Source organism: Hydrogenophaga sp. 2FB, from assembly GCF_005503365.1.
In the GTDB taxonomy this organism is placed as follows: Bacteria; Pseudomonadota; Gammaproteobacteria; order Burkholderiales; family Burkholderiaceae_C; genus Hydrogenophaga.
This window is the reverse complement of sequence record NZ_SCML01000053.1, coordinates 17,855-43,110: the sequence shown is the minus strand read 5'-3', so window position 1 is coordinate 43,110 and position 25,256 is coordinate 17,855. Positions and strand designations below refer to the sequence as shown.

Below are 25,256 nucleotides of genomic sequence, written 5' to 3'. Positions count from 1 at the left end.
AGGGGTGGGGGTGGGAACCTTCAGTGCCCGAACGTGGCCCGCTCGTGGTCTTTCAGGATTCGCTCCAGGGCTGCGCTGTTGGTCATGCGGACACCTTCCCGGCGCTCGTATTCCCGCTGCATCGCCTTGAGGTGGTCGAAGGCATTCACGCTCAAGGCGTAGCTGCGGATCACTGGCGGGGCGGCATACGCGGGGCTTGCGAGGTTGCTCATGCGGCCTCTTCTTTTTTGGCGCGGCGCAAGGTACGTTGGAGGCCGGCGATTCCGGCGGACCCGCCCAGCTCATTGAGAGCATCCTGGAAGGTGAGCCCGATGCAGCCACATTGCTGATCAAATTCGCAATGGAATCGCTTGAGCAGTGCGAAGGCGTCCGGGTGCAGGTACATCCTCAGCATAATTTCAAGTGCATCTGATGCCTTGTGATCGAGATCAATGACTTGACGACTCGCGTGCTGCCACAGCTCTTTGTACAAGTTGTCTTCGGCGTGGTTGGAGGATTTGGTTTTTTGGAACATGGTTTTCACCTTTGAGTGAGATGCAGAAAAAAGAAAACCCCGCCTGCGTCCGGTGTGGACAACAAAGCGGGGCCTGATGGGTGCGGTGCGGGAATGTGCGGGTCTAGGTCATGTCAGTCCTTGGATCGGATGTCGTGCTGAAAAATTGGCGCTGAATCGGCCAGTGGGAGGTGAAAAATCCGCTGTGAAGCGCGGCGGAAATCGCCTGTTTAGGGTGCTTTTTTGGGCCGAAAATCAGAAGGTGAAAATCGGACGCGGAGACTCCCCAGAATCACTTTGGACCAGGCTGCTCTTCCTAATGTGGCCGGAAATCGTAGAACGCCCGTAAACCGCTTTTTGCGGGGTTTTGTTGCCACCCTATGTGCTCGTGCTCGAAACGCCGCATAGGTCGTTTAAAGCGCCCGCCAAAAATGGGCTCTTGAGAGGGGATTCGATGCGTCATTCGCACGCGGTCGCGATCCACCTGGCGCCAAAAGTTGTCACAACGAAGGCAGGCCTACTTGCCGATTTGGGCAACGACGCTGTGCGAAGACTGCCGCCGTAGCGACAGGGAACCCTGTGCCGTTACAGCGTCGCAGCGCCGATTTTCGTGGGTCGCGCCTGGCTATCCGTCGCGGCTGTAGCGCTTCACTGTCGCCGTAGACAGTTTCCAGTGGTCGGCGGTGGCTTGGATGGTTGCGTCGTTCTTCCTACGCCACTCAGCCACCTCCTGCGGTGTCACCTGAACGCCCCCCGCCACACGCCCCACAGGTCGACCCAAGCTGGCCTTGCCGTTCTGCGTGCGCTTGCCCTGAGCGAGAAGATGCCGAGCAGTCTCGCGCCCTGCCTCGGTTCGCTGGGCGATGCGTGCACGTTCCATCTGGGCGACACCGGAGAGGATGGTCACCAGCAGCGACCCAACTTCACCCGCGATCACGCCCATGCCCATCACGTCCACCACCACGCCCTTAGAAACCAGGGCCGCGAAGGTGCGTTGTACGTCGATGGCATTGCGCCCCAAGCGGTCCAGCGCGGTGACCCTGAGGATGTCCCCCTTACGACAGTAACGGGCGCACGCGGCGAACCCAGGGCGGTCCAGGGCGTCCACCGCCCCGCTCACCCCCTCATCCATGAACACGGTGTCCTGAGGGGTGTCATCGGTGATTCCCAAGGCGGTGCGCTGGGAGGCGATGGTCTGGTCCTTGGTGCTGACGCGGAGGTAGTAAACGGTGTTCATGGATTCCTTGATGGATCATTTGTCCTGATGTATTTTGATCCAGATCAAAACTGCCGTCAACAGGACATGTGATCCACCCAAGCGGTGCGCGGCGACTATGGCTCAAAACTTACAACTTATGAGCCTTCAAGAAAAAGTCTTGGCGAACTCAGGGCTATAGCCGACTTCCTTGGACACCGCGTTGAAAAGATTCACGGCTGGAGGGCGAGTGGCGAACCCGAGGGGGCACGGGGGGGATTCGCCGCGAGATCTTGGTCGATGACCGTCCCAAATTTTTGCGGCAAAACATGTTCGGGGCGTTCGATGTCAATATTGATGACGCGGCAATGGCAACGTCATCTGTTCGTCGCCATCGAATTCCGGAAATGGGCTGAGGCCGAGTTCGCTATCAGAGGAGCCATTTCCTCGGCGCTTTACAGCCTTGGTGTAGTGCTTGTGAATCTTCTCGACCACATACGCGTAGGGCTCTAGATCACCAGTTTCATTTTCGCGCCAGTGAACCACCAGATCACAAACCAGCGTAGTTCCGTTTTGGAAGGTCACTCGCTTGTTGGTTACTCGGTCAAGAAATGCTTGGTCGGCGATCTCAAAGCTGATGCCGTGCTTCTCAAAGACGCCGCGCCATTTCAATGCCTTCCGTGTAAGCACAGGGGCTACCACTTCGACTTCAACCTTCAGGAACCGTTGGGGGGCGAGATCGTAGTTGCCGAGAACGTATGCACCGAAATCAGCGCGATGAACGACCTGCTCCCTCTTCGCAGAGGGACGGTGCTCAGGCGCGAAGCCCACTGCATTTACGCGTTGGTCTCGCATCAAAGCTTGATAGAAGTTCGAGCGATACCGAACCACCCGTCTTTTGTCCTCAAGCGAAGGTAAAACGTCCTCGACGCTTGGCGGCGGTTCAAGGTTGAGGGGCTTCGTCGCGTTGGTGGCGGGCGCTTTCTCGGCATCGGCGGCGGCCTCCGCCTCCAGCCTTTTAAGTTCGAGACGCATCTTCTTGAGCGTCAATTCATTTTGTTCGCGATGCTGATTTGTGAGTGGTCTGTCGTAGATAACCCATTTTCCAGCCGTGAAAACGCCTGCGACAACCGCCATGACCACCGTCAACGCCGCGGCATGTTTGCCAACAGTGGTCAGCCAGACCTCAACACCACCCTCGGGATGTGCCCGCGCTTCAATGCGAAACTCGACCTCAAGCTGCTTCCCGACCTCCCGAAGAAGACTGAGAACGTAACCCTCGCACGCATGGAGCACGAGCGCATCCATTTGATGAGATCCATCATCGAGATGAAAATGGACAAGAAGCTGCCCCTCCTGCGAGAACTCGCCAGTCAAAGTCTCGTCCACAGCCGCTCCTTGTTATGCACCGCGAGGTGCGAGCTTTAATTTGTAACGTGGGAAGTATCACTATCGGCGGGGTGACCGGATTCGATCCACTTCGCTACCTCAAGTTGAAAGTTTTCCACATATGTCCGCACCCTTCCTTCATCAAGGGGAACGGCGAACGCTGTCGTGGTTTTGTTGCTCGCAAAATGAACGCCGACCACTTCGCCGGTATTCGGCAAGAACACAGGTGAGCCACTTAAACCACCTGTGGTCCGTATGTCGAGCAGCAGACGTGTGGCTTGACCGCATCCGTGCATGGGAGCAATTGCGGATAAGTATCCTTGCTGGAGGATGGGTCCGAAGCGATACAAATCCTCTTGAAACACCGCGCCGTGATTGGATTGCTGCAGCTTTACGCCATCTGCGTATCCGAGCAACGCAAGCTCGCAGCCCGGATGCAACGTGGCAGGGCTCCTAAACGAGACAGCACGATGTCCCAGGGTTGGCAGTCCCGCCATGTGAACTAGGCCTATATCTTCATCCTGATACGAGCAGACGCCAACAGCACCAATGCGGCAAAAATGGAGTGACCAGCCATCCGCTTTTGGTGTGACGAACTGAGCATAAAAGTCTTCACGGGTATAGCCATTCGTATCGGCGTACGCTCGCATCGCCTCAAGGACATGTCGATTGGTCAATACCAAACAATCGCTCACCGCGAAGCCGGTGCCGATAATTTCAAAATGGGCGGCTGTGGGCTCTTTTTCATGCTGGAATTGATCCACAAGGCGAACACCGAGCGCGCAAACAGAATGATGAAGTGCCGAGACCACTCCTTGACTGATCATGATTTCGTGCATTGGTTGAAGAAGGACAACATAGGTTTGTACCAGCGTGTCAGCGCCGCGTGGTCTTGGCCGTCTGGGGGTTGCTCGACTTCACTTCCTGGACAAACATTTCCATGGCTTTGGGAAGCTCTGAGAAGGACTTTGCTTGTGGCTGCATCCAGCTGTCCACACGCCACGGGCGTTCTCGCCCTGTTAACTCCCTCTTTTGAGTTCCAATTTCGCCGGTTTCCCAATCGAAGACTTCTTCAATGCTGCGGTCAACGAACTCCAACGAGACGCTGGGTGTCTTCTTGGGGGCCCCATTCTTGAGGTACGTGCCCACAGCGAGCATGTTCTCTCCCTCGATGATGTTCCAGCCCGCCGCTCGGAAGTCGGGGCCGAAAAGTGCGGCGTAGTCCATCAAGGTTCCGAGCACGGGAACCGCGGGAGTTGTAATAGGGATCGCGCTTGCGTTGCTTGCAGTCAGCGTCTCGCCAATGGTTACCGAGGCGATCTTCTGGAGCTTGAAAGACTTGGCTACCCGAGTTTTTGGCTCCCTGGCCGAGAGCACTCCCCCCTGAATAGACAAGGGAAGGACGGGCCTTGGGTGCCCCGGCTTGCTCCCACCGTTGTAGACGATGGTAACCAACTCCCCGCTTTCGGCAGCACGCTGCAACAACTCACGTACTCCATCCATATCGCCTCCTATGAAGGTTTTCAACGCACATCAATAGCAACGAGTGCCACCGAAGCCGTCCGGAGAGCAGCGTGACATACCACTTGGCCCTGAAATCCTAGATCCACCAAATCCGTCCGGGGTCACCGTGGTCATGCCGTTCGGCCCGGAAATTCTCGATCCACCAAAGCCATCAGGAGTGACCGTCGAAATCCCGTTTGGCCCTGAGATTCGAGACCCACCAAAGCCATCGGGCGAGACCGTCGAATTCCCGTTCGGTCCGGAAATGCGAGATCCGCCAAAGCCATCTGGCGTGATTGTTGTCATTCCGGAAGGTGCCGAGCAACGGTACCCACCAAAGCCGTCAGGAGAGCAATTCGTTTGCGGATAGCTCAGCAACGGTGCACAGCAAGCCAAAGTGAGGAATATCGATCTGATCATGCGGGGCCTCCGAGTTGTATCTGCTGAGTATGCCGACCAAGAATTGCGCCGTCTGTGAAATGCATCACCACCGCGCAAGGCTCCATCTGAGTGCGGCTCGAACAGCGTTCGGTGCCGGCAGGCCAACGCATACCAATGACGGCAATGGTCAGCTACGATGCCATCATTGCGCTCCATCAAATGCCTGCCGTCTCACACTTCATCCTCGTTGCCAACAAGCAGGGGACTCCCCCACAAGACAAGGAATAGACACAGCGCGGGGCTCCCGGGGGCAGTCCTTGCAAAATCAAATAGAGAGTGGTGAGGACAGGTTCAGTTTGCAGTCGTGATTGCAGACACCCAGTCGCTGGTAAAGCGTCGAACTATCTTGATGTCCTGCGGGGTCTTCATGATCCTATTGACCGAGAGCATCACTATCTTTCCCCTGACCAAGATCATCGCGCCAGAAGTAAGGATGTTCGTGCCAGCGGAAGAACCGTTTGAAGTTGGTGCAACGTTCATCAGCGTGGTGTAGATGAGAGCCCGAGCATCATTCCTGTCCACAGACAATGGAACAATTTCGCCGACAGTCAAGTTGATCTGCTCATTTTGCAGATCACCAAACTCCTTCGCCGCCCTTGCTATTTCTGCGGACAGTCTTGGCCCCAGCTTCGCGGAGAGATCGCGCTGCATTCCAACTACGCCCGCACGCAGCTTGTCAAACTGTGCCTGCGTGGCAACCAAATTCTCCGCCCGGGAGGGCGTCTGCAAATACATGTACGGGCTAAGCTGCACCTCTCCGCCTCCCTTGAATGCCTTCAAGTCGGCTTCCGAAGCGTAGTGACCGACCAAGCGGGTTGAGGCAGTGCTGAATGTGCGCGCCCGCTCCCACACTTCAGGTGCTCTCCTAGAGGTTTCCGAAAAGCCTGCCGGTGTCGGGACGATTATGGTTTCGGAGCCAATCTTGTAGGAAATGGAGGCACCAAATGATTGGGCGAAGGCGATGGGAACGGCTACAGCAAGCAGCAAAGAAAGTGTTACCTGCCTTAGAAGATTGCGTTGCACTGCGAGCTGATTCGGCATGAGTTAGTACAGTTGTTGCTCTTGAGTATAGGGAGCGATCTTCGTCCATCAAAACGGATCACCCACCCACCCCAGGCTACCAGTAGCACTGGCAGTAACGGCAACGAGGCAGTGCTCCGGTACGTCGCGAGTGACAGGCCCCACCTGTGGTAGTGGGTGTGGAATTCGTTAACCCATCCACGCGAAACTCTCTTTACGAATCAACCACCTATGGAGGTCTGGGTGATGCCTAGTGATGGCTTTTTTTCTTTGTGTCATTTTTTTCACGGGCATTTTCTTTGGCGCACATCAGTTTGCAGCCGCACCTGCAGCTTCAGCGTTGCGCTGCATCTGAAGCCTCCTCGCACGTTCTTCCTCGACTTTTGCTTCCTCAGCCCTCCACTCTTGTTGGACCTTCTTGACGGTCTCCCATTTTTTGGCCTCTTCACGAGCTTGGGGAGTTCGGGGTGTCATGTCAGTGGGGTCAGACGGCGGACTATTCTGGGCGTTGTAGTACAGGAAGAGTGCGAGCAATCCCAACACGACAAACGCTGTGAGGACGTTTGAACCATTGCCCTTTCGCGACGGACGCTGTGCAATTCTTTCCCTCAGCTTCTTGAGAGATTCCGCCTCAAGTTCCTCTTTGGTTTGCATGGAGTGTCCTTCAGTATCAATATGCGTCGGGTGGGAGGATCTTCTTTACGCCGCTTCTTAGATTCACCACAACATCAGACCCACCGTAGAAGGTCAAGACGAGCATCGCGTTCCCGTCAGCTTCAGCAAACTTATAGCGGAATACGTCTGGGTTCGCTCCGAGCGTTGGCAACCCGTCAATAAGTGATCTAGCCTTCTCCATTGACTCTCGAATGACCTCGTTCACATTGGGTTCGGGATACGACATGAACGGAGTAAACGAACGCGTCATCCCAACGAACGGCTTCTTCGTATGATGAAAGTAGATTCCGCGAGCGCAGCTATCAAAGACGCGATCCAGACGGGCCACGTCAGCGCGCATTTCAAACGCTTCGACAGTCTGTCCAGTACTGTAAACAAATCGCATCTCAGGGGTGTCGCTGATCGTGAGCGTCTTCCCCAGCAACGGCCTCCGGGTGAGCGCACGCTGCACCTTTGTGAGGAACTGCTGAAGGCCAACGTCGCCAGAAGTAATTGAACTTGATAGGACGAGCAGCAGGAATTCATCGTCTTTCGACCGACTCAGGTTGTGCTCATCGCAAGACGGAACGGTGATCAGATTCTTTCGATAGTCGATACCACCGGTGTCCTTGGCATCAGGAAAAATGCACCTCGGTGGGGCATGATCAACTGAGGTAGCTTGCTTCTCGCACATGTAGCAACGTGACATGGTTTTGCTTCTTCAGTGGCTCACATCATCGGCAGCGGGACTGAAGCCAACCACTCCGGACCCAACTTCACCGTCGGGAAGAAGGCTGATTTGAACTGTGATTTTTGCGAGAAACTTGCCCTGGACGGCCATCCACTTGAACAATGCAATCTTCTCGTCGCCGCCAGGGATGTCTTTCTTGGTCTTGTAACCCTGAAGAAGATCTTGAACTACACCCGCCGAAAAATCTGCAACACTCAGTAGGTCGTCGAGGTGGCTTTTGGCATCGAACTGTTTACCAAAGCCAACCAGATCGAACTTGTGGCGCGAGTACATACCCAATGCTGCGGCGAACATCTGCTGAACGTCTGAATACGTTCTCCCTTTAGCATTCGCCAGTATCGTGTCGTCGTCGGAATACCAAAGTAGTCGCTGATTTTCCTTCGTCATCAACGAGGTAAACAACGCGAGCGTATGACACACGCGAAGGACCTTTTCTGCAGCTTTTCCATCCCAAGTGCCGAACCCCATCGCAGACAACTTTTCGCCCATCAGAGTACGAACGTCTGCTTTAGAGCTTCCGAAGACAGTGTCAACATCCTTTGCAATTGCGACCGTGATAACCGCGCCATGGATGAAGTTATCGACTAGCTCAAGAAATTCCGGCAACGCCCTGCTTCTCGGGCCTGACTTCAAGGCCTTGTACCGAAACTCGCTGTAGGGCTGAAGTATTCCGTGCTTTCGCCTTAGCTCTTCCACCTTCTCGATGAAGGGGCCGACTTTGTTGTACGCCAAGAATAGGAAAGAGTAAGTGTTGAACGAAGCACCGCTGTGCTCACCACCGAAGTCTGATACCACCGTAATTTTGTCATCGTCGGAAAAGTCAGGCAGCTCCTTGATCTGCCCGATGGCATTCGCAAGCAGCTGTGCTAGGTATGGGTACTCAGGCGTTATCAACGAAAGATCAAACGGACCCTTCTTCATGATCTTCTGCCGATGTTGGCCGGAAGATGTCTTCTTTCCATTCAAAGCATCGACCTCTGACTTATGCGCCGTGAGAATCAGACGGCGAACTCTTCCAGCTTGCGACCCTCAGTGAGGTAGTCACGCACCCACGCTGGATGCTTACCCCTGCCGCCGTACGTATTGCCCGTGTTCGCAGGGTCACGGTACTTCACAACAGCTGATGCACCACCTCCCTTGCCCTTCTTCGACATGTAAGGCTTCAGGGCATCAATCGCTTCCTCGATAGAGAAGCCAGCTGCTGCCACCTTCTTTGCGTACGCGTCTGCCAGGACTTTGATTTCCTCACCGCGCTTGGAATCAGCGAGCGCAAACGCTTCCTCAGCAAGTTTGCGCAGTTCGGTGTACGAAAGTTTTGAAAGGTCTTGTGTTGCCATTGGTTAATTCCTCAGAGCGTGAAAGTGCGATTCAAATGCATTTGAACTGCAGGGTGACGTTACCGAGCGACCCAAAGCGGCCGGGTGTCAACTGAAGATCAGTGACTTCCACCTTCTTTTTCCGCTCAGCGCAGTACGCATCCGCCTCTTGATTCACCTCAGCTGCAGCGGAAGCAGAAATGCCACCGCCCACCTTCGCAGTGTTCTTGGAGATCATCAGCCTGTCGGTTCCAATCGAGTGCACACCGCTGCTGGCACACGCGGCGAGAAAGAATGGAATGGAAAGAGCAAGAAGTTTCATCGGTGCTTGTGTGTTCATTGGTCGAGTGTTCATGATCAATATTCAGAAGGCAATAGGTTAGGGGTATGCAGAGCCACGCCTGATGCTACCCTGTGCGTGGTAGATTCTGTGGTATCCGTAAACCATACCCCGTCTGAAACCCCTTAAAAATCAACACATTGGACGTTCGTGTTCGATGCATAACTGCATCTCTCCGGCACCAACATCCAAAAAGCCCCTGACCAATCTGGTCAGGGGCTTTTTCTTTGGCGTCAGTTACCGAACTGCGCGCGATCGCGCCCGTAGTACTGCTGGATCTCCGACAACCAGGCGACACAGTTCGCGCGGTTGCGCACTTCGGTGTAGATCGCGATGGGCACCAGGAAAAAGCCGCAGAGGGCGAGGACCGCGCTCAGGAGCAAGGCAATCGACGGCTTGGCGCTGAAGACCGCCACCAAGGCCAGGCCCACCAGAAAGATCACCACGCCCGCGATCAGGACGCTGACATCCCACGGCCGCATGTCGCGCGCGACCGCCTCCGCCCCCGCCTGCTCCACCTGCCGGGCCAGCTTGTACTTCTCGGTGTTGGGCAGGTTGGGTCGTACCCACTGTTGAATCCGGATCTGAAAGGCCAACGTGACTCCGATGTTTGATGTGCATCGGAATGGTAGCGCAGCAGCCCCTCACTCGGCCTTCATGCCCGAGCTCTTCACCACCTTGGCCATCAGCTCGCGGTCGGCGAGAAAGAGTTTGTTGAACTCGGCCGTGGACATCACCTCGCTCTGCACGCCCTGGGTGGCCAGGCGCTGCTTGACCACGTCCAGCGCCAACACCTTGTTGACGGCCGCGTTGATCTTCTCCACCTCGGCCTTGGGTGTCTTGGCGGGGGCCAGCAGCCCGAACCAGGACTCGAAAACGTAGGAAGACAAGCCGGCTTCGGCAATGGTGGGCACGTTGGGCAGCAAGGCCGATCGTTTGGACGACGTGACACCGATGATGCGCAGCTTCGGCTCCTGCACATAGGGGCCGATGCCGGCGTTGGGCACGATCACGGCCTGCACCCGGCCGGCGCTCACCTCGTTGGCCGCCTCTTGCGTCGATTTGAAGGGCACGTGCACGGCGTCCACGTCGGCCACGTTGAGCAGATAGGCCATCGCGAGGTGGGTGGAGCTGCCGATGCCGGCGGATCCGTAGTTGAACTCGCCGGGCTTGGACTTGGCGAGCGCCACGAACTCCTTGAGGTTTTTCGCCGGCAGCGCCGAGCTGATCATGAGCACGTAGCTCTGCGTACCGATGTTGGCCACCGGCACGAAGTCTTTCACCGGTTCGTAAGCCGGCTTGGCCGCCAGTTGCGCGGTGACGAAGTGGCTGGACGCGGCCATGAGCAAGGTGCGGCCATCGGGCTCGGCGCGCGCGACGTAGGTGGTGCCGATGGCCCCCCCCGCGCCGCCCTTGCTTTCCACGATGAGGGTGCGCCCGAGTTCGGTGCCCAGCTCGGTGTAGAACGTGCGCGCCAAGGTCTCGCGCGCGCCGCCCGCGGCAAAGGGCACGACGATGCGTGTGACGTGGGCCTGTGCCGAGACCACGCCCGACATGACGCTGGCCAGGGCGGCCAGCGAGAGGGTGATGAGGGTGCGCTTGTTCATGCTGTTGTCTCCGTGTGGTCGGGTTGGAATGCGGCTTCCAGTGCCCGGGTGGTGTCGTCAAAAAGGTCGTCGACCGACAGCGGTCGGGCGAGCAGGTTCTGCTGCAGCGCATACCGCAGCAGCACATCGAGCGAAGCGCGGTTGGCTTCGAGTCCGAAAGGCGTGAGATCGAATCCGTCGACGCGGGGTTCAGCGGCCATGCGCTTGCCTTCGCACAGCAGGCGCCAGACTTCGCGCACCACGTCGGGCCGCTCGCGCGCCAGGTCCGCGTCGAGCGCGACCATGTGGTTGATCGACACCGCGCCGTGGCGGCGCGACCAGTCGCGCGCGGCCTGCAGCGGGTGGGCGATCACGGGTTTGAGACGCGGGTCGTCCGGCAGGCCGGTGCCGATGACGGCCGCGTCCAGCTCGCCGTCGTACAGGCGTTCGAGCAAGGGCTTGTCGCCTTGCGCACGCTCCACGCCCGCTGGGTCGGCAAAGCCGTCCAGATGCGCGTTCTCGAACGTCACCCAGCGCACGCTGTCCAGGTCCACGCCATGGTCGTTCTGCAGGATGCCGCGCACCCAGGTCACCGTGGTCTGCCCAACGGAGCGGATGCCGACGCGCTTGCCGGCGAGCGTGTCGGGCGTGATCGGCCCGCTGCGCTCGGCGTTGTAGACCAGGCACTGGTGCTGGTGGCGGCCCGCGCCGATGACCGCCGGCATGAGCACCAGCGGCCGACCGGCCGCGCGCGCCTGGAAGAACGTGATCAACGCCAATTCGGCCACCGCGAACTCGCGCGTGTTGACCACGCGCGGGAACACGCGGTTGGAGACCTTGGCGTCGCAAATGTCGAGTTCGAACAGCGGCGACGTGAGCAGCTTGCTGCGCACGGCGCGCGTGCCCGGGTAGTTCCCAAGAAGGGTCGAGAGGTGAAGCATAGTGGAGGTGCTCCGTGGCTCAGACGGCGGCCATCGCGCGAGCAAGCGAGGGGTACAGGCGCCTGGACGTGCCGCCGAACACCGCGGCTTGCTCCGCGGCGCTGAGCTCTCCAGCGGCCTGGCGCGCGTCGTTCAACAGGGACGACAGAGAGCCCGCCGAAGCCGGGAAGTTGGAACCCCAGGCGATCCGGTCGGCGCCGAACACGTCGACCGCGCGGCGGATGAAGGCCTGCGGCGTGGAAGCACCGGCCGCCGACTCGCGCACGTTGTGCGTCGTGTACTTGAGGAACAGGTTCGGAAAACGTGCCAGATCGAACAGCGCCTGGGCCTTGGCGTAGGGGGCCCCGTCGTCCAGCTCGGGACGCGCGAAATGGTCCAGCACCACGCGGGCCTGGGGGAAGCGCTCCAGCAGGGCCACCAGCTGCGGCAGACCGTGCGCACGCAACTGCACCGCCACCGTCAGGCCGCGCGAGACGGCGTATTCCCAGGCGGGAAAGGCGCGGGGGTCGTCCAGGCGCGCGCCATCGTGGCTGGTGGTGTGGCCAGCGATGAAGACGCGCAAGCCTTCGAGGCCGGCATCGATCCAGCGCGCGATGCTTTGCGATGCGTCGACGGCCAGCATGTCCACGGAGAACACGCCGCTGAAGCGGTCGGGATGAGCGGCCACGGCCTCTGCCACATAGCGGTTGTCGTGGCCGTAGCACGTGGAGGCCTGCACGAGCACGGCGCGTGCGATGCCGGCGTCGTCCATCGCGCGCAGCAATTGCGCATAGGTGACGGGGCGCTCGCGCGACCAGCCCGATTGCTCGCCCGTGAGCGGCGCGAGCGGGTGGCGCACGGGATCGTCGCTGATCACGTGCGGATGGATGTCGGTGATGTCCAGTTTCATAGGGGCGGCTCCTTGTCTCGGTGAATGGGAGTGGATCGGTCTCGATCGGCACCGCCATCATGCGACGGACGATATAAGCAAACAAGACAGAAATATCGCAGTTACCATCAGTAAACCCTTATGACAAAAGGAGCTGCCCATGTCCGAGATCGACCGCTTCTTTCGCGCGCAACTCAAGCCGCGCCACCTGCAGCTGCTGGTGGCGCTGGACGACATGCGCAACCTCGGCAAGGTGGCGCTGAGCCTGCATGTGTCGCAGCCCGCGGTGTCGCTCACGCTGGGCGAGCTGGAGCGCGGCCTGGGCGTGCGCCTGTTCGAGCGCACGGCGCGAGGCGTCAACCCCACGATCTTTGGCGAATGCATGATCCGCCAGGCGCGCAGCATGCTCAGCGGCCTGGCGCAAACGCGCGACGAACTGCGCGCCCTCATGTCGGGCGCCTCGGGACGCTGCAGCGTGGGCGCCTTGCCCGCCATGACACCGGCGCTGGTGCCCCAGGCGCTGCAGTTGCTCAAGCAGAGCGCGCCCACGACCACGGTGGCCTTGCACGAGGGACCGATGGACGTGCTGCTGCCCGCGCTGCGCCGCGGCGGGCTCGACTTCATCGTCGGCCGCCTGCGCAGCGAAGCGCTGGTCGACGACGGGCTGGCGGAGAAGCCGCTGTTCGATGGCGCCAGCGCGCTGGTGGTGCGCCCGGGCCATCCGCTGGCACGCAAGCGGCGCGTCGATTGGGCGACGTTGGCGGAATTTGCGTGGATCCTGCCCCCGGTGGGCTCACTGCCCCGCGAGCCGCTGGAGGTTGCTTTCCGCGAACACGGGGTGGGCATGCCGAGCAACACGGTGGAGACGCTGTCGACGCACGTGATCCTGGCCTACCTGCAATCGACCGACGCCGTCGGGCTGCTCTCGCGCATTGCCGCTCTGCACTACAGCGAGCAAGGGATGCTGGCGATGCTGCCGCTCGACTTGCCGCACCTCCTGCGCCCGATTGGCCTGACCTGGCGGCGTGGGACGGCCTTGTCACCCGCGGCGCAGCAGTTCATGCGCGCCATCGAGGAGACCAGCGAACGACTGGCGCAACCCCGCACCCAGCGCGGGAAACCACGGTTGAAGCGCTGAGCCGCGTGCCCGGCGCTACCGCGCGAACCGCTCCGGCGAAAACGGCCGCACGTCCACACGCGGCTGTGCGCCCGTCACCATGGCCGCGAGCAGTTCGCCGGTGATGGGGCCGAGCGTGAACCCCTGGTGCCCATGCCCGAAGGCGCACCACATGCCGGGCACCGAGGGCACCGCGCCAAACACCGGCTTCATGTCGGGCATGCAGGGGCGCGTGCCCATCCACGGTTCGTCCTCCACACGTTCCCCGAGCGGAAAGACGGCCCGGGCGATCTTCTCGGCCGCGTCGATCTGCGTGGGCGTGCGGGGTGCGTCGGGCATCGCGAGTTCGGCGCCGGTGGTCAGCCGCAGGCCGTCTTTCATGGGCGCGACCACGAAGCCGTATTCGGCATCGATGACGGTGCTGTGGAGTGGCTTGCCCGGCAGGCGCGTGTAGTGCATGTGGTACCCGCGCTTGGGGATCACCGGCGCGGTGTAGCCGTAGCGCGAGGTGAGCTCGGTGGTCCATGGGCCGAGCGCCACCACCACTTGCGGCGCCTCCAGCACGCCGTCCGCCGCGTCCACCTGCCAATGGCCAGCGTCGGTCCGGCGCAGCGTCATCGCGTCGCCCAGGTGCAGGGTGCCGTGCCGTTGCGCGAACAGGCGCGCGTAGGCCTGCACCAGATCGCCCGGGCTGCTGATGGCGATCGGATCGGTCCAGCGCACCGCGCCCGCGAAATCGCCGATGAGCGCGGGCTCGGCCTGCGCCACCTCGGCGCCATTGAGCTTGACGTGGTGCACGCCCATGCGCGCGCGCTCGTCCGCGATCTTGAAGAACTCGTGCAGCTCGCGCTCGCTGCGGTAGAGCATGAGGTAGCCCCGCCCCGCCACCAGGTGCTCGACGTGGGCATCGTGCATGAGCCGCTCGTGCGTTTCGAGCGAGTGCGCGATGAGGGTTTCGTACTCGCGGGAAATCCGCTGGTAGGCGCCCGGAGCCGAGTGGCGGTAGTAGGACCACAGCGAACCCAGCAGCCGCGCGACGCCGCTCGCGTGGTAGCGCACGTCGACGCGCCGGTTGCTCATGCCCGAGAGCAGGAAGCCCAGGCCGCGTGGCAAGGCATACGGCGCGATGGCTTCGCGCTGGATGATGCCGGCATTGCCGTACGAGGTTTCAAGCCCCGGCGCGCGGCGGTCCAGCAGCGCCACCGACAGGCCCCTGGCCTGCAGGTGCAGCGCGCAGCCCACACCGACCATGCCGGCGCCGAGAACGATCACATCACGCTTCATGGAATGCTGGTTTTGTGTTTTTTCAGATGCAGGCACTGTATCTGACAGAGCACTCCGTGGCACGGTGATGACAGACCTTGCGCCGCGGCGGGGCATCTGTTGTATCTCGGTAATAACCCCATTGCGACGGCCGTGTGTCACAGACATTTCGTCACCGTCCGTTGAAATCGACTGGACTTCTTGCATGGTGCAAGAAGCAGGGGCTCTCACCAGCCCTGCGTCCTTTTCTTACGGAGCATTCACATGAAGAAGAGCCTTATCGCTCTCGCCGTTCTGGCATCCACCGGCGCCGCGATGGCCCAATCCAACGTCACGCTGTATGGCCGCATCGACAGCTCGATCGGCAGCAACAAGGTCAACGGCGTGAGCAGCACGCAGATGTTCAGCGGCAACCTGTCCTCCACCCGCTGGGGCCTGCGCGGCAGCGAAGACCTGGGCGGCGGTCTCAAGGCCATCTTCGGTCTGGAGCAAGGCTTTGACAGCAGCGACGGCACGCAAGCCGCCGGCAGCGCGTTCGACCGCCAGTCCATCGTCGGCCTGAGCGGCGGCTTCGGCACGGTCAAGCTCGGCCGCCACGACACCTCGTTCGATGACATCCGCGACATCGCGGTCAGCAGCAACCTGTGGGACTCGGAATTCACGCCCACCAAGATCGCGTACACCGCCGGTGTGGCCGACTACTCCAGCCGCGCCAGCAACCAGATCCGCTACGAATCGCCCTCCTTCGGCGGCTTCACCTTCGGCGTGGGCTATGGCCTGGACGAGGCGGCCGATCCGGTCAAGCGCGACGTGCTCTCCTACAACCTGCGCTACCGCGCCGGCAACCTGGACGTGGGCGTTGGCCGCCAGGAACAGAAGCACGAATCCGTGCCGGGCACAGACCGCGAGTACACCGCGATCTCCGGCGCCTACAACTTCGGCGTGGCCCGCCTCTCCGCCGGCTTCAACCGTGCCGAGAACGGCGCCAACCTGCGCGACAACGAGCTGTCCGTGGGCGTGAACGTGCCGCTGGGCGCGTTTGAAGTCTCGGTCGGTTATGCGCGCAGCAAGTCCGAAGCCGCGGGCGTGACCACGGCCAAGGGCTCGGCCTTCGGTCTGGGCGCGACCTACGCCCTGTCCAAGCGCACCCGCCTGTACGGCGCGTATCTGGACGGCGACGTGGAGAACGGCGCTGGCGTGACGGTCACCGATCGCCGCATGTACTCCTTCGGCGTGCGCCACGACTTCTGATCTTCGGATCCGGCGATCGTCCTGACACGCGATCGCCGTCTCGCGTTACTTCCTGCTCTTCAAGGGTTTGATGCCCTCCACCCGGTTGCGGGTGGAGGGCTTTTTTCGTGAGCGGATGTGATTCGCCCCTTCCCCCTCTGGGGGAAAGCCGGGATGGGGGCACGCGCGCCGACCACATCACCTCAAACGACCCCCCACCCCTGCCCTCCCCCAGCGGGGAGGGAGTGACGCGGGGATCGTCAAGCCATCAAGCGATGCCCGGATTTCCACCCATGCCGATGATGCGTGGCGTGTTGATCTTCACGCCCTTGATCACCTTCTTCTCGCGCAGGTAGCCCGCCACCACGTCCCAGATCGGCTCGCCCTGCGCGCCTTCCTGCACCGACGCCCAGCCCGCGACCTTGTAGGTCTTGCTGGCTTCGATGGGCTTGCCTTTGAGCGTCATGTTGTTGATGCGCTGGCCCATCGCGGCCTTGGGCGAGACGGTGTACTGCATGCCGCCCACGCGCACCATGTCGCCGCCCTGCTGGTAGTACGGGTCGGGGTTGAAGATGTTGTCGGCCACGTCTTCGAGGATGGTCTTGATCTGTTCGCCGGTGAACGTGTTGAGCGTGCTGGCCGGGTAGGTCATGGCCATCTGGTCCATCATGCGTTCGTAGGTGATGGTGTCGCCCGGCAGCAGCGAGGTGCCCCAGCGCACGCCCGGCGAAAACGCCATGTCGGCGCCCTTGTTCTGCATCAGCGCGTCGCAGATGACCTGGTCCCACGAGCCATTGAAGTTGCCACGGCGGTACAGCAGGTCTTCGGTGACCGCGAGCTTTTCGTCCAGCTTGTCCTTGTACGGCGCGCGCACTTTGTCGATGTGCGCCTGCATCGCCGCGTCGGCCGGCAGCAGGTTGGAGAAGATGGGCAGCAGCTTGTAGCGGAAGTCCTGCACCTTGCCGCCGTGCACGTCGAAGTCGAGCACGCCGAGGAACTTGCTGTTGGAGCCGGCGTTGGTCACCAGCGTCTGGCCACCACCGTTCTTCACGATGGTGGGCGCGGGCATGCCGTCGTGCGTGTGGCCGCCGAGGATGGCGTCGATGCCGCGCACGCGCGAGGCCATCTTGATGTCCACGTCCATGCCGTTGTGCGAGAGCACGACGACGACCTGCGCGCCCTTGCCGCGCGCCTCGTCGACCATCTTCTGCATGTGCTCGTCCTGGATGCCGAAGGTCCAGTCGGGCACCATGTAGCGCGGGTTGGCGATGGGGGTGTAGGGGAAAGCCTGCCCGATCACCGCGACCTGCACGCCGTTCATTTCGCGCATCGCGTACGGCTTGAAGACCATGTCCTCGAAGTCGGTGGTCTTGATGTTCTGCGCGAGGAATTCCATGTTCCCCTTGAGATCTTTTTCCACGATCTCCTGCACGCGCTTGGCGCCGAAGGTGTGCTCCCAGTGCGAGGTCATCATGTTCACGCCCAGCAGCTTGCAGGCGTCGACCATGTCCTGGCCGTTGGTCCACAACGAGGTGGCCGAACCCTGCCAGGTGTCGCCACCGTCGAGCAGCAGCGCGTGCGGGCGGCTGGCCTTGAGTTGCTTGACCAGCGTGGCCATGTGCGCGAAGCCGCCCACCTTGCCGTAGGTCTTCGCGGCCTGGCTGAAGTTGAGGTACGAGAAGGCGTGCGCCTGCGCGGTGCCGGGCTTGATGCCGAAGTGCTTGAGCAGGGTCTCGCCCACGATGTGCGGCGGGCGGCCCACGGCATCGGCCACGCCCAGGTTCACGTTGGGCTCGCGGAAGTAGATCGGCTGCAGCTGCGCGTGGCTGTCGGTGAAGTGCAGGAAGCTGACGTTGCCGAAGGTCGGCACTTCGTACAGCCGCTCGCCCGCGCCGGGTGTGGCGGCCAACAGGTCGCGGTGGTTCAGGGCCATGCCGGTGGCGCTCGCCACGGCGAGCACCTGCATGAATTCACGGCGGCTGAAGCTCATTGTGTGTCCCTGTCCTTCAATAACTGATCGCTGATATTTACGCGAAATTTTTTTGACAAAAAAGCCCCGGCCGCCGCTGACGGCGACCGGGGCCCGCAACTTTACTTGTTGACCGGTGAAGCCGGGTCGAGCAGCAGGGCCATCACGTCCTTGAGCTGCTTCTCGTTGAGGATGCCCTTGTGGCCCACGCGCGGCATTTGCGAGCACGCGTTGTAGGCGCGCGAGTTCCACAGCTTGCCCCAGGTGTATTCGACGATGGCCTTGCCACCGGCGCTGTTCGGGTCGGTCACGCCGCGCAGCTTGCCGTAGTTGTAGAGGCTGGGGCCGAGCGTGCCGAAGGAGATTTCTTCCTTGCTGATCTGGTGGCAGTTGTAGCAGTTGCCGCCGTTGGCGTCGCCGGCCTTGTCGGTCCAGGTCATGCCGCGGCCGCTTTGCGCGATCGCCTCGCCGGCTTTCCAGTCGCCGATGAACTTGCCGTCGCTCGGCCACTTCACGGTCTTCATGTTGGCCGCTTCGATGGCCTTGGCCACGGTGGGATCGATCGGCTTGGCCGCGACGTCGGCGGCCGCGCATTCGCGGTTGGCGTCGTCCTGCACCAAGCGGTCCACCGTGGCGATGCCGCGGTCCTGGAAGGAGTTCTTGAGAATGTCCGCGGTGGCCTTGTCGGCGTCGGCGGCCGAGGGCGACACGGTGCACGCGGAGAGCGCGAGCGCAGCCAGGGGCAGCAGGACGAAAGCGATTTTCTTGTTCATGTTCGGTGTCTCCGGTTCAGCGCTTGATGGCGGGCACGATGGACTCGGCGGTCTTGGCGTTCACGCCCATGTAGACACCGAGTGCAATGGTCGCTTCGCTGCCGAACTTGGGCTCGGGAAAGCGCTGCTGTCGGAAACAGTCGTTCAGGCGCAGTTGCATGCCCCACATCTGCGCGTTGGACACGCGGTACGCGGGCCAGGCGGCAAAGCCAATGCCGTCGCCCGGGTTCTTCGTGAGGTTGGGCAGGTCTTGCAGGCGGATGCGCTTGTCGCTCTCGCCGTGGCACGAGGCGCACGAGAAGTCGTGCGTGCCGCCGCGCGTGAAGAAAATGCGCTTGCCGGCTTCGTACATCATTTTTTCCTGCGCGTTCGATTGCGGCAGGTTGAAGCGCATGCCCTTGGAGGCCGTGGCCACGTAGGTGGCCAGCGCCGTCACATTGGCCATTTCGCCACGGCCAAAAGGCGTCTTGGCGATCTCGGCGGCGTTGAAGCCCTGCAAGGTTTCCATGCAGGTGATGAGGCGCGTCTCCAGGTCCTGCACGCGGCCGGTGTCCTTGAAGAAGCGCGGCATTTCAACAAACGCGCCCTTGATGACGCCCGGGCCCTTGCCCAGGTCGCACTGCTCCAGCGACGCGTTCTTCGGACCCCGTTTCTGTTTCCAGAGTTCTTCCCCCTTCATCTCGAACAGTTCGGCAGGGTTGCCGTCCTGCAGCATCTCGCGGTACTTCGCGATGCCTTCGGCGGTCGCGTCCTGGGCGTGGGCCGAACCCAGCGACATGGCGGCCAACGCAAACGCAGCCAGGGAAAGGGGAAGCTTCATGGGGGATCTCCTCGTTGTTATCAATCATTCTGCCGGCGCGACGTGTCTCGATCCAGAGTCGCCGCGGAACCGGCTTTGCCGGGCCGCCAGCGACGCCCCCTTGAGGGGGTCGCGCGCAGCGCGGCGGGGGTGGGTCAAGCCTCAGGCGATCACGGCTTCGTCGGTGCGCGAGTCGTCCTTGGTGTCGACCCACTTCACGACGATCTTGTCGCCCTTGGCGCCGCCCTTGAACTTGAACGACAGGAAGGGGTTCTGCGCCACCGAGCCGGTGAACAGCGACTGCAGCACGACCTTGCCGTTGTGCGTGGCTTGCACTTCCTTGATGAAGTGCGCGGGAATGAGCGCGCCAGCGGCGTCGCGGCGCGTGCCGGGTTCCATGACGTGGGACATGAGAATGCGGACGGTGGTTTCGTCACCGGCGAGAGCGGCGCGGATGCGCATCGGATCGGCCATGATGGACTCCTGAATTTCTGTGAATGAGGGGGCGAGGGAAGACGTCGGGCTCGGGGGCGATCAGCCGCCGCAACCACCCAGCGTGACCTTGGTTTCCTTGGTGGCCGAATACAGCTTGCCGTCGGCCTTGACCACGGCCATCACGTTGCTGCTCTGGCCCATCTTCAGGCGCGTCTGCACGTCGGCGGCGGTGCCGGCGGGGATGACGAAACCGGCCGACAGCGGCATCGGGTTCTTCTCGACGATCAGGTAGATCTCGGTCGTGTTGGGCAGCTTGCTGGAAGCGCCCACGGGCACGACGGCGCCGTTCTCGGCGATGTCGGGCGCGACCACGGTCACCTGGTCGCTGTTGGCGGGCGTGCCGCCCACGGCCTTGAGCGCTTCGGCCAGCGTCTTCACTTCGAAGCCGGCGCGGTCCACGGCGGCCTGCGCCTGGCTTTGGGTGATGAGGCCCAGCGACACCAGCGTGGCGAACGCTCCGGTGGTCTTGAGGGCGACTCGGCGTGAGTTGTTCATGGGGGTGCTCCTGGAGGGAATAAAAATGGGCGAAGTTTACGTTTACTTGTCGGGTGCACCGGCAAGGATCCAGCCGGCCAACAGTGTGAGCTCATCGTCTTTCAGCTGAGCCTGTGGGGGCATGGGCACCGGGCCGTACGTTCCCGAACCACCGGACTTGATGCGCGCGGCCACGGCGGCTTGCGCGCCGGCCTGGCCTTTGTGCTTGGCCGCCACGTCCTTGAAGGACGGGCCCACCAGCTTCTTGTCCACGGCGTGGCAGGCCAGGCAAGCGCTCTTGGAGGCCAGGGCCTTGGCGGCGGCGGCGTCCTGGGCATGGGCACCCGCGCTCAACAGCGCGCCAGCAGCGGCCAGGCTCAGCAGGATCGGTTTCATGGACATAGCGTACGGGCTCCTTGTCGTGGGGGAAATGGGGTTTACGAGTAAATGCGAATATTTAGAAGTATGCCAAAGAGCATGACGCGAACGCCGCCCGGGAAGGCGGCTCGCGTCACGCATCGAAAGGTCACTTCGCGCCGCTGGCGATCCACTGGGCGATCGAACCCGCATCGGCTTCGCTGAGCTGCGGCTGGGGCGGCATCGGCACCGCGCCGTACACGCCCGACCCGCCTTCGCGGATGCGGCCGACCAGATAGGCCTGCAGGTCGGCCTTGCCCTTGTGCTTGGCCGCGATCTCGTTGAAGCCGGGGCCGACGATCTTGTTCGTCATGCCGTGGCAGGCGGTGCAGCTGTTGGCGGCCAGCAGGGCTTTGGTGTCCTTCACGGCGGCCGACGGCTTGGCCGCGGCGACCACCACGGGCGCGGGTGGCGGCGCGCTGCCCACCGGCGCGGTGGGTGGCGGCTTGGTGGTGTCGGCACCGCGCACCGGGCCGATCACGCGGTTCTGCGTCTGGATGTTGCCGTGCGCATCGCGCGCGAAATCGGGCAGCGAGGAGCGGATGGTGGGCTCCACCGGGCAGTCCTTCATGCAGGCCACGTTCTTCACGTCGCCCTTGCCGTCGAGCTTCCACAGCGGCTCGTGGAACACCATGCCGTTGCGGTTGGGCATGCGCTTTTGCACCTCGGCGATGTTCTTGTCGCTCAGCGTGAAGTCGGCCGGCACCACCTCGGCCAGGCTCAGGATGTACGCCGTCACGCTGTAGACCTCGTCGGCCGTCAGCGACTTGGGCGCGTTCCACGGCATGGCGCGGTTGATGTAGTCCCACAGCGTCGAGAGCGTGGCCACTTTCATCATGGTGGTCTTCTGCGGGAAGATGCTGCCCGGCTCGAGGTTCTTCACCCGGCCGCGCTCGATGTCGGCCTTGGTGGTGCCGCCGACGATGGGCGTGAACACCTCGTTCGATTCACCGAAGCTGCCGTGGCAGGACGCACACTGCGCCTCCCACACCTGCTCGCCCTGCGACACCGTGCCCGAGCCCTTGGGCAGGCCCTTGAAGTCGGGGCGCACGTCGATGTCCCAGGCTTTCACCTCGGCTTTGGTGGCGTCGCGGCCGAGGTCGTTCCAGGGCTTGGCCTGGGCAAAAACGGCGCCGACGCTGAACGCGGCGGCCAGAAAGAGACTGGTTTTCAGGAACGGCTTCATCAGAACACCTGCACGTTGGAGACTTCGCCGTTTTCAGCAACCCGCCACGACTGGATGGCGTTCTGGTGGTAGATCGAGCGCGTGCCGCGCACGGCACGCAGCTGGTTGATCTTGGGCTGCACGTAGCCGGTGCTGTCGATCGCACGGCTTTGCAGCACGGCGGGCTTGCCGTCCCACACCCAGTCGATGTTGAAGCGCGTGAGCGCCTTGGGCAGCACCGGGCCTTCGAGCCGCGCGGTGCGCCAGTTGCGCCCACCATCCACGCTCACGTCCACGCGCTTGATCGCGCCACGGCCCGACCAGGCCAGGCCGGTGATGTTGTAGTAGCCCTTGTCCAGCAAGGTCTGGCTGCCCGAGGGCGTGGTGATCACACTCTTGCATTCCTGGATGCCGGTGTACTGGCGGTGCGTGCCATCGGGCATGTGGTCGATGTAGTGGATCGACTCGTCCTTGGTGGCCCACTTCTGGTCGCCCACTTCCAGGCGGCGCAGGTACTTCACCCAGCTCACGCCCTGCACGCCCGGCACCACCAGGCGCAGCGGGTAGCCGTTTTCCGGGCGCAGCATTTCACCGTTCATGGCCCAGGCGACGAGGCAGTCGTCCATGGCGCGATCGATGTCGATGGTGCGCGTCATCGACGAACCATCGGCGCCTTCGGCCAGCACGTACTTGCCGTTCTTCTTGTCATAGCCGCACATCTCCAGCAGCGTGGAGAGCAGCACGCCGGTGTACTCGCAGCAGCTCACCATGCCGTGCGTGTACTGCACCGACGGCAGGGCCACGTTGCCCCACTCGGGCGCGGAGTTGGCGCCGCATTCGATGAAATGGATGCGCGAGACGCTGGGCAGGCGCATCAGGTCGTCCATGGTGAAGACGCGTTCGCGCTTCACGAGGCCATTGACCATCAGGCGGTGTTTCGACGGATCGATGTCCCACCAGCCCTGGTGGTGCCGCTCGAAGTGCAGGCCGTTGGGCGTGATGATGCCGAACAGGCCCTGCAGCGGCGTGAAGCTCACCGAAGCCTGCGGCACGCGCGTGAGCCCCGGGCTCTGGCGGCGCTGCAGGTTGGCTTCCCATTGGCTGGGCATGCCGTAGCCGAGCGTGGCCACGGCCTGGCCCAGGCCGGTGGTGTGCGCGGGCAGTTTGAGAATGGCGTCTTCGCCATCGGCCGCGAGCGCGCGCGTGGTGGCGGCGGCGCTGGTCACGGCGCCAGCGCCCATGGCCAGGGCCTTGCCCATGAAGCTGCGCCGCGCCTTGCGGGCCTGCTCCAGTTTCTCGGCGCTCAAATGGTTTTCGGGGGCGGGCAGAACGCGCCCGATGACGTCGCTCAATTCTTTGGACACAGGGAGGCTTCCTTCGAGGGGGACGGAACGCTTTTGGCGTTGTTTCTCGGCAATATATTAGTTATTGCTGATATTCGGATTAGTATAAACCCGTACCGCAGCCCCCCTCGGACGCCCTTCCCTATCGCGAGATCAGCCCCATGCGCCGCGCCAGGCGGTGGAAGTTGCTGCGGTCCATGCCGGCCTCCTCGGCCGCGCGCGCCAGGGAGCCTTCGTGGCGCGCGATCGCGGCCTCCACCCAGCGGCGCTGAAACGCCTCGGTGGCCGCGCGCAGGCCGCCAGGGGCGCCGATCAAACCGTCCGCCAGCCCTGCGGGCTCGGCCGATGTCCCCACCGCCTGCAACGCCAGATGCCGCGGCTCGATTCCGATCCAGCGCCCGGCACGCCCCTGCTCCGACAAGGCCCGCAGCGCCGCGCGGCTGAGCAGGTGCTCCAGCTCGCGCACGTTGCCCGGCCAGCCGTGCGCGAGCAGCGCCGCGTTGGCTTCGGGTGTCAGGCGCAGGTTGCGCGCGCCCAGGCGGTGCTGGTTCTCTTCCAGGAACCCGCCCGCCAGGGTCAACACATCGCGGCCCCGCTCGCGCAGCGGCGGCACCTGCAGCGGATAGACCGAGAGGCGGTGGTACAAGTCGGCGCGAAAGCGCCCGGCCGCCACTTCACCGCGCAGGTCGCGGTTGGTGGCCGCCAGCACGCGCACGTCCACGCGCAACTGCTTGTCGCTGCCCGGGCGCTGCAGCTCGCCGCTTTGCAGCACGCGCAGCAGCTTGGCCTGCACCGGGAGCGAGAGTTCACCCACCTCGTCCAGGAACAGCGTGCCGCCATCGGCCAGTTCGAACTTGCCCACGCGGTCCTGCACCGCGCTGGTGAACGCGCCTTTCTTGTGGCCGAACAGTTCGCTGTCGGCCAGGCCCTCGGGCAGCGCGGCGCAATTGATCTGCACCAGCGCCTGCTCGGCGCGCGCGGAACGCAGGTGCAGCCGCTGCGCCACCAGTTCCTTGCCCACGCCGGTCTCGCCGAGGATCAGCACCGTGAGGTCGGATGCGGCCACGGTGTCGATCTCGCGCTTGAGCTGCTGCATCGCGGCGCTCTTGCCCAGGAGTTCGCGCGGCGCGGCCACGCCAGCGCGGCGCTCGCGTGCCAGCGCCTGCTCGTGCGCGGCGCGCGCGTGGGCCGCGTGCAAGGCCTCGCTGGCTTCGATGCCGGCTTCCAGCAGCGCCACCACCGCCTGCATGTGCGGCGGGCCCACCGCGTCGAAGGCGTGTGCATTCAGCGCATCCAGCGTCACCAGGCCCCACCGCTTGCCGGCGTGGCGCAGCGGTGCGCCCATGCAGTCGTGCACGGCCAGCAGTTCGCGCTGGCCGGCCACCAGGCCGTCGTAGGGATCGGGCAAGCCGCAGTCCGCGGCGAAGCGCAGGCTCTGCGAGCTGCCCAGCAACTGCGCGAGGCGCGGATGGGCCGCGACGGGGAAGCGGCGGCCCATGGCCTCGTCGGTGAGGCCGTCCACCGCGACCGGCATCAAGGCGTCGTCATGCAGGCGCAGCAGCACCGCCGCGTCGCACGCCACCAGGCCGCGCACCGCGGCCAGCAGCGATTTGAAGTGTCTGTCGTCGGCGGCGGCTGATGTGGTCATACAGACAACGATTGGTCATAAAGACAACTTTGAACAGTGGTCAATTTAACCACCTTCTGAAAAACC

General features: G+C 62.5%; 28 protein-coding genes. 2 read left to right on the top strand and 26 right to left on the bottom strand.

Annotation, left to right across the window (positions count from 1 at the left end; all coding sequences use genetic code 11):
• Positions 1-20: 20 nt before the first annotated feature.
• The 16 genes from FFS09_RS24400 to FFS09_RS24325 form a co-directional block, all read right to left on the bottom strand.
• Positions 21-212 (bottom strand): hypothetical protein, encoded by a 192-nt coding sequence (locus FFS09_RS24400; protein ID WP_137921535.1) that lies wholly within the window; start codon positions 210-212, stop codon positions 21-23.
• Entirely contained in the window at positions 209-514 is a 306-nt protein-coding gene (locus FFS09_RS24395) for a hypothetical protein (protein WP_137921534.1), read from the bottom strand. The genes FFS09_RS24400 and FFS09_RS24395 overlap by 4 nt, the downstream gene beginning before the upstream one ends.
• Positions 515-1,118: 604 nt before the next feature.
• Entirely contained in the window at positions 1,119-1,730 is a 612-nt protein-coding gene (locus FFS09_RS24390) for a recombinase family protein (protein WP_137921533.1), read from the bottom strand.
• A gap of 306 nt (positions 1,731-2,036) precedes the next feature.
• Positions 2,037-3,077: a hypothetical protein gene (locus FFS09_RS24385; protein WP_137921532.1), complete on the bottom strand. Its 1,041-nt coding sequence runs from the start codon at positions 3,075-3,077 to the stop codon at positions 2,037-2,039.
• Between the two features lie 35 nt (positions 3,078-3,112).
• Positions 3,113-3,904 (bottom strand): trypsin-like serine peptidase, encoded by a 792-nt coding sequence (locus FFS09_RS24380; RefSeq protein ID WP_171020164.1) that lies wholly within the window; start codon positions 3,902-3,904, stop codon positions 3,113-3,115.
• 49 nt (positions 3,905-3,953) lie between these two features.
• Positions 3,954-4,580, bottom strand: a complete 627-nt coding sequence (locus FFS09_RS24375) for a hypothetical protein (protein ID WP_137921530.1) — start codon at positions 4,578-4,580, stop codon at positions 3,954-3,956.
• A 732-nt stretch (positions 4,581-5,312) separates the two neighbouring features.
• Entirely contained in the window at positions 5,313-6,062 is a 750-nt protein-coding gene (locus tag FFS09_RS24370) for a hypothetical protein (RefSeq protein ID WP_137921529.1), read from the bottom strand.
• Positions 6,063-6,350: 288 nt separating this feature from the next.
• Positions 6,351-6,695, bottom strand: coding sequence for a hypothetical protein (locus FFS09_RS24365; RefSeq protein ID WP_137921528.1), 345 nt, complete (start codon positions 6,693-6,695; stop codon positions 6,351-6,353).
• A 16-nt stretch (positions 6,696-6,711) separates the two neighbouring features.
• Positions 6,712-7,404, bottom strand: a complete 693-nt coding sequence (locus FFS09_RS24360; protein WP_137921527.1) for a hypothetical protein — start codon at positions 7,402-7,404, stop codon at positions 6,712-6,714.
• Between the two features lie 12 nt (positions 7,405-7,416).
• On the bottom strand, positions 7,417-8,367 hold the full coding sequence (locus FFS09_RS24355) for a hypothetical protein (RefSeq protein WP_137921526.1): 951 nt from the start codon (positions 8,365-8,367) through the stop codon (positions 7,417-7,419).
• Between the two features lie 77 nt (positions 8,368-8,444).
• Positions 8,445-8,783: an H-NS histone family protein gene (locus FFS09_RS24350; protein WP_137921525.1), complete on the bottom strand. Its 339-nt coding sequence runs from the start codon at positions 8,781-8,783 to the stop codon at positions 8,445-8,447.
• A 31-nt stretch (positions 8,784-8,814) separates the two neighbouring features.
• Positions 8,815-9,102: a hypothetical protein gene (locus tag FFS09_RS24345; protein WP_171020163.1), complete on the bottom strand. Its 288-nt coding sequence runs from the start codon at positions 9,100-9,102 to the stop codon at positions 8,815-8,817.
• 233 nt (positions 9,103-9,335) lie between these two features.
• A complete protein-coding gene (locus tag FFS09_RS24340; RefSeq protein ID WP_137921523.1) occupies positions 9,336-9,698 on the bottom strand; it encodes a hypothetical protein in 363 nt (120 codons plus the stop codon).
• 48 nt (positions 9,699-9,746) lie between these two features.
• The gene (locus FFS09_RS24335) at positions 9,747-10,709 is read right to left on the bottom strand and encodes a tripartite tricarboxylate transporter substrate-binding protein (protein ID WP_137921522.1); all 963 of its coding nucleotides are present in this window, start codon (positions 10,707-10,709) and stop codon (positions 9,747-9,749) included.
• Positions 10,706-11,629 (bottom strand): substrate-binding domain-containing protein, encoded by a 924-nt coding sequence (locus tag FFS09_RS24330; RefSeq protein ID WP_137921521.1) that lies wholly within the window; start codon positions 11,627-11,629, stop codon positions 10,706-10,708. Before FFS09_RS24330 ends, FFS09_RS24335 begins: the two co-directional genes overlap by 4 nt.
• A gap of 19 nt (positions 11,630-11,648) precedes the next feature.
• On the bottom strand, positions 11,649-12,518 hold the full coding sequence (locus tag FFS09_RS24325; protein WP_137921520.1) for an amidohydrolase family protein: 870 nt from the start codon (positions 12,516-12,518) through the stop codon (positions 11,649-11,651).
• 139 nt (positions 12,519-12,657) lie between these two features.
• Between FFS09_RS24325 and FFS09_RS24320 the strand changes: the two genes are divergently transcribed.
• Positions 12,658-13,635, top strand: a complete 978-nt coding sequence (locus tag FFS09_RS24320) for a LysR substrate-binding domain-containing protein (protein WP_137921519.1) — start codon at positions 12,658-12,660, stop codon at positions 13,633-13,635.
• Positions 13,636-13,650: 15 nt separating this feature from the next.
• Here the strand turns inward: FFS09_RS24320 and FFS09_RS24315 are convergent, their stop codons facing one another.
• Positions 13,651-14,898: an NAD(P)/FAD-dependent oxidoreductase gene (locus tag FFS09_RS24315; protein ID WP_137921518.1), complete on the bottom strand. Its 1,248-nt coding sequence runs from the start codon at positions 14,896-14,898 to the stop codon at positions 13,651-13,653.
• Between the two features lie 243 nt (positions 14,899-15,141).
• On the opposite strand from FFS09_RS24315, the gene FFS09_RS24310 reads away from it, so the two are divergent.
• Positions 15,142-16,128 (top strand): porin, encoded by a 987-nt coding sequence (locus FFS09_RS24310; protein WP_137921517.1) that lies wholly within the window; start codon positions 15,142-15,144, stop codon positions 16,126-16,128.
• 247 nt (positions 16,129-16,375) lie between these two features.
• On the opposite strand, the gene soxB is transcribed toward FFS09_RS24310, so the two are convergent.
• From soxB to norR, 9 genes are all read right to left on the bottom strand, one after another.
• On the bottom strand, positions 16,376-18,097 hold the full coding sequence (gene soxB, locus FFS09_RS24305; RefSeq protein WP_137921516.1) for a thiosulfohydrolase SoxB: 1,722 nt from the start codon (positions 18,095-18,097) through the stop codon (positions 16,376-16,378).
• Positions 18,098-18,198: 101 nt separating this feature from the next.
• Positions 18,199-18,849: a sulfur oxidation c-type cytochrome SoxX gene (soxX, locus tag FFS09_RS24300; RefSeq protein WP_137921515.1), complete on the bottom strand. Its 651-nt coding sequence runs from the start codon at positions 18,847-18,849 to the stop codon at positions 18,199-18,201.
• Between the two features lie 16 nt (positions 18,850-18,865).
• Complete coding sequence (soxA, locus tag FFS09_RS24295; RefSeq protein ID WP_137921514.1) at positions 18,866-19,669, bottom strand: sulfur oxidation c-type cytochrome SoxA; 804 nt, start codon at positions 19,667-19,669, stop codon at positions 18,866-18,868.
• Between the two features lie 141 nt (positions 19,670-19,810).
• Positions 19,811-20,122 (bottom strand): thiosulfate oxidation carrier complex protein SoxZ, encoded by a 312-nt coding sequence (gene soxZ, locus FFS09_RS24290; RefSeq protein WP_171020162.1) that lies wholly within the window; start codon positions 20,120-20,122, stop codon positions 19,811-19,813.
• 60 nt (positions 20,123-20,182) lie between these two features.
• Positions 20,183-20,638 carry a thiosulfate oxidation carrier protein SoxY gene (gene soxY / locus FFS09_RS24285; protein ID WP_137921513.1) on the bottom strand — a complete coding sequence of 152 codons (456 nt, stop codon included), beginning with the start codon at positions 20,636-20,638 and terminating at the stop codon, positions 20,183-20,185.
• A gap of 42 nt (positions 20,639-20,680) precedes the next feature.
• Positions 20,681-21,013, bottom strand: coding sequence for a c-type cytochrome (locus tag FFS09_RS24280; RefSeq protein ID WP_137921512.1), 333 nt, complete (start codon positions 21,011-21,013; stop codon positions 20,681-20,683).
• A gap of 130 nt (positions 21,014-21,143) precedes the next feature.
• Positions 21,144-22,220, bottom strand: a complete 1,077-nt coding sequence (locus FFS09_RS24275) for a c-type cytochrome (protein WP_137921511.1) — start codon at positions 22,218-22,220, stop codon at positions 21,144-21,146.
• Positions 22,220-23,563 (bottom strand): sulfite dehydrogenase, encoded by a 1,344-nt coding sequence (soxC, locus tag FFS09_RS24270; RefSeq protein WP_502703759.1) that lies wholly within the window; start codon positions 23,561-23,563, stop codon positions 22,220-22,222. Before soxC ends, FFS09_RS24275 begins: the two co-directional genes overlap by 1 nt.
• A gap of 121 nt (positions 23,564-23,684) precedes the next feature.
• Complete coding sequence (gene norR / locus FFS09_RS24265; RefSeq protein WP_137921510.1) at positions 23,685-25,190, bottom strand: nitric oxide reductase transcriptional regulator NorR; 1,506 nt, start codon at positions 25,188-25,190, stop codon at positions 23,685-23,687.
• Positions 25,191-25,256 lie beyond the last annotated feature (66 nt).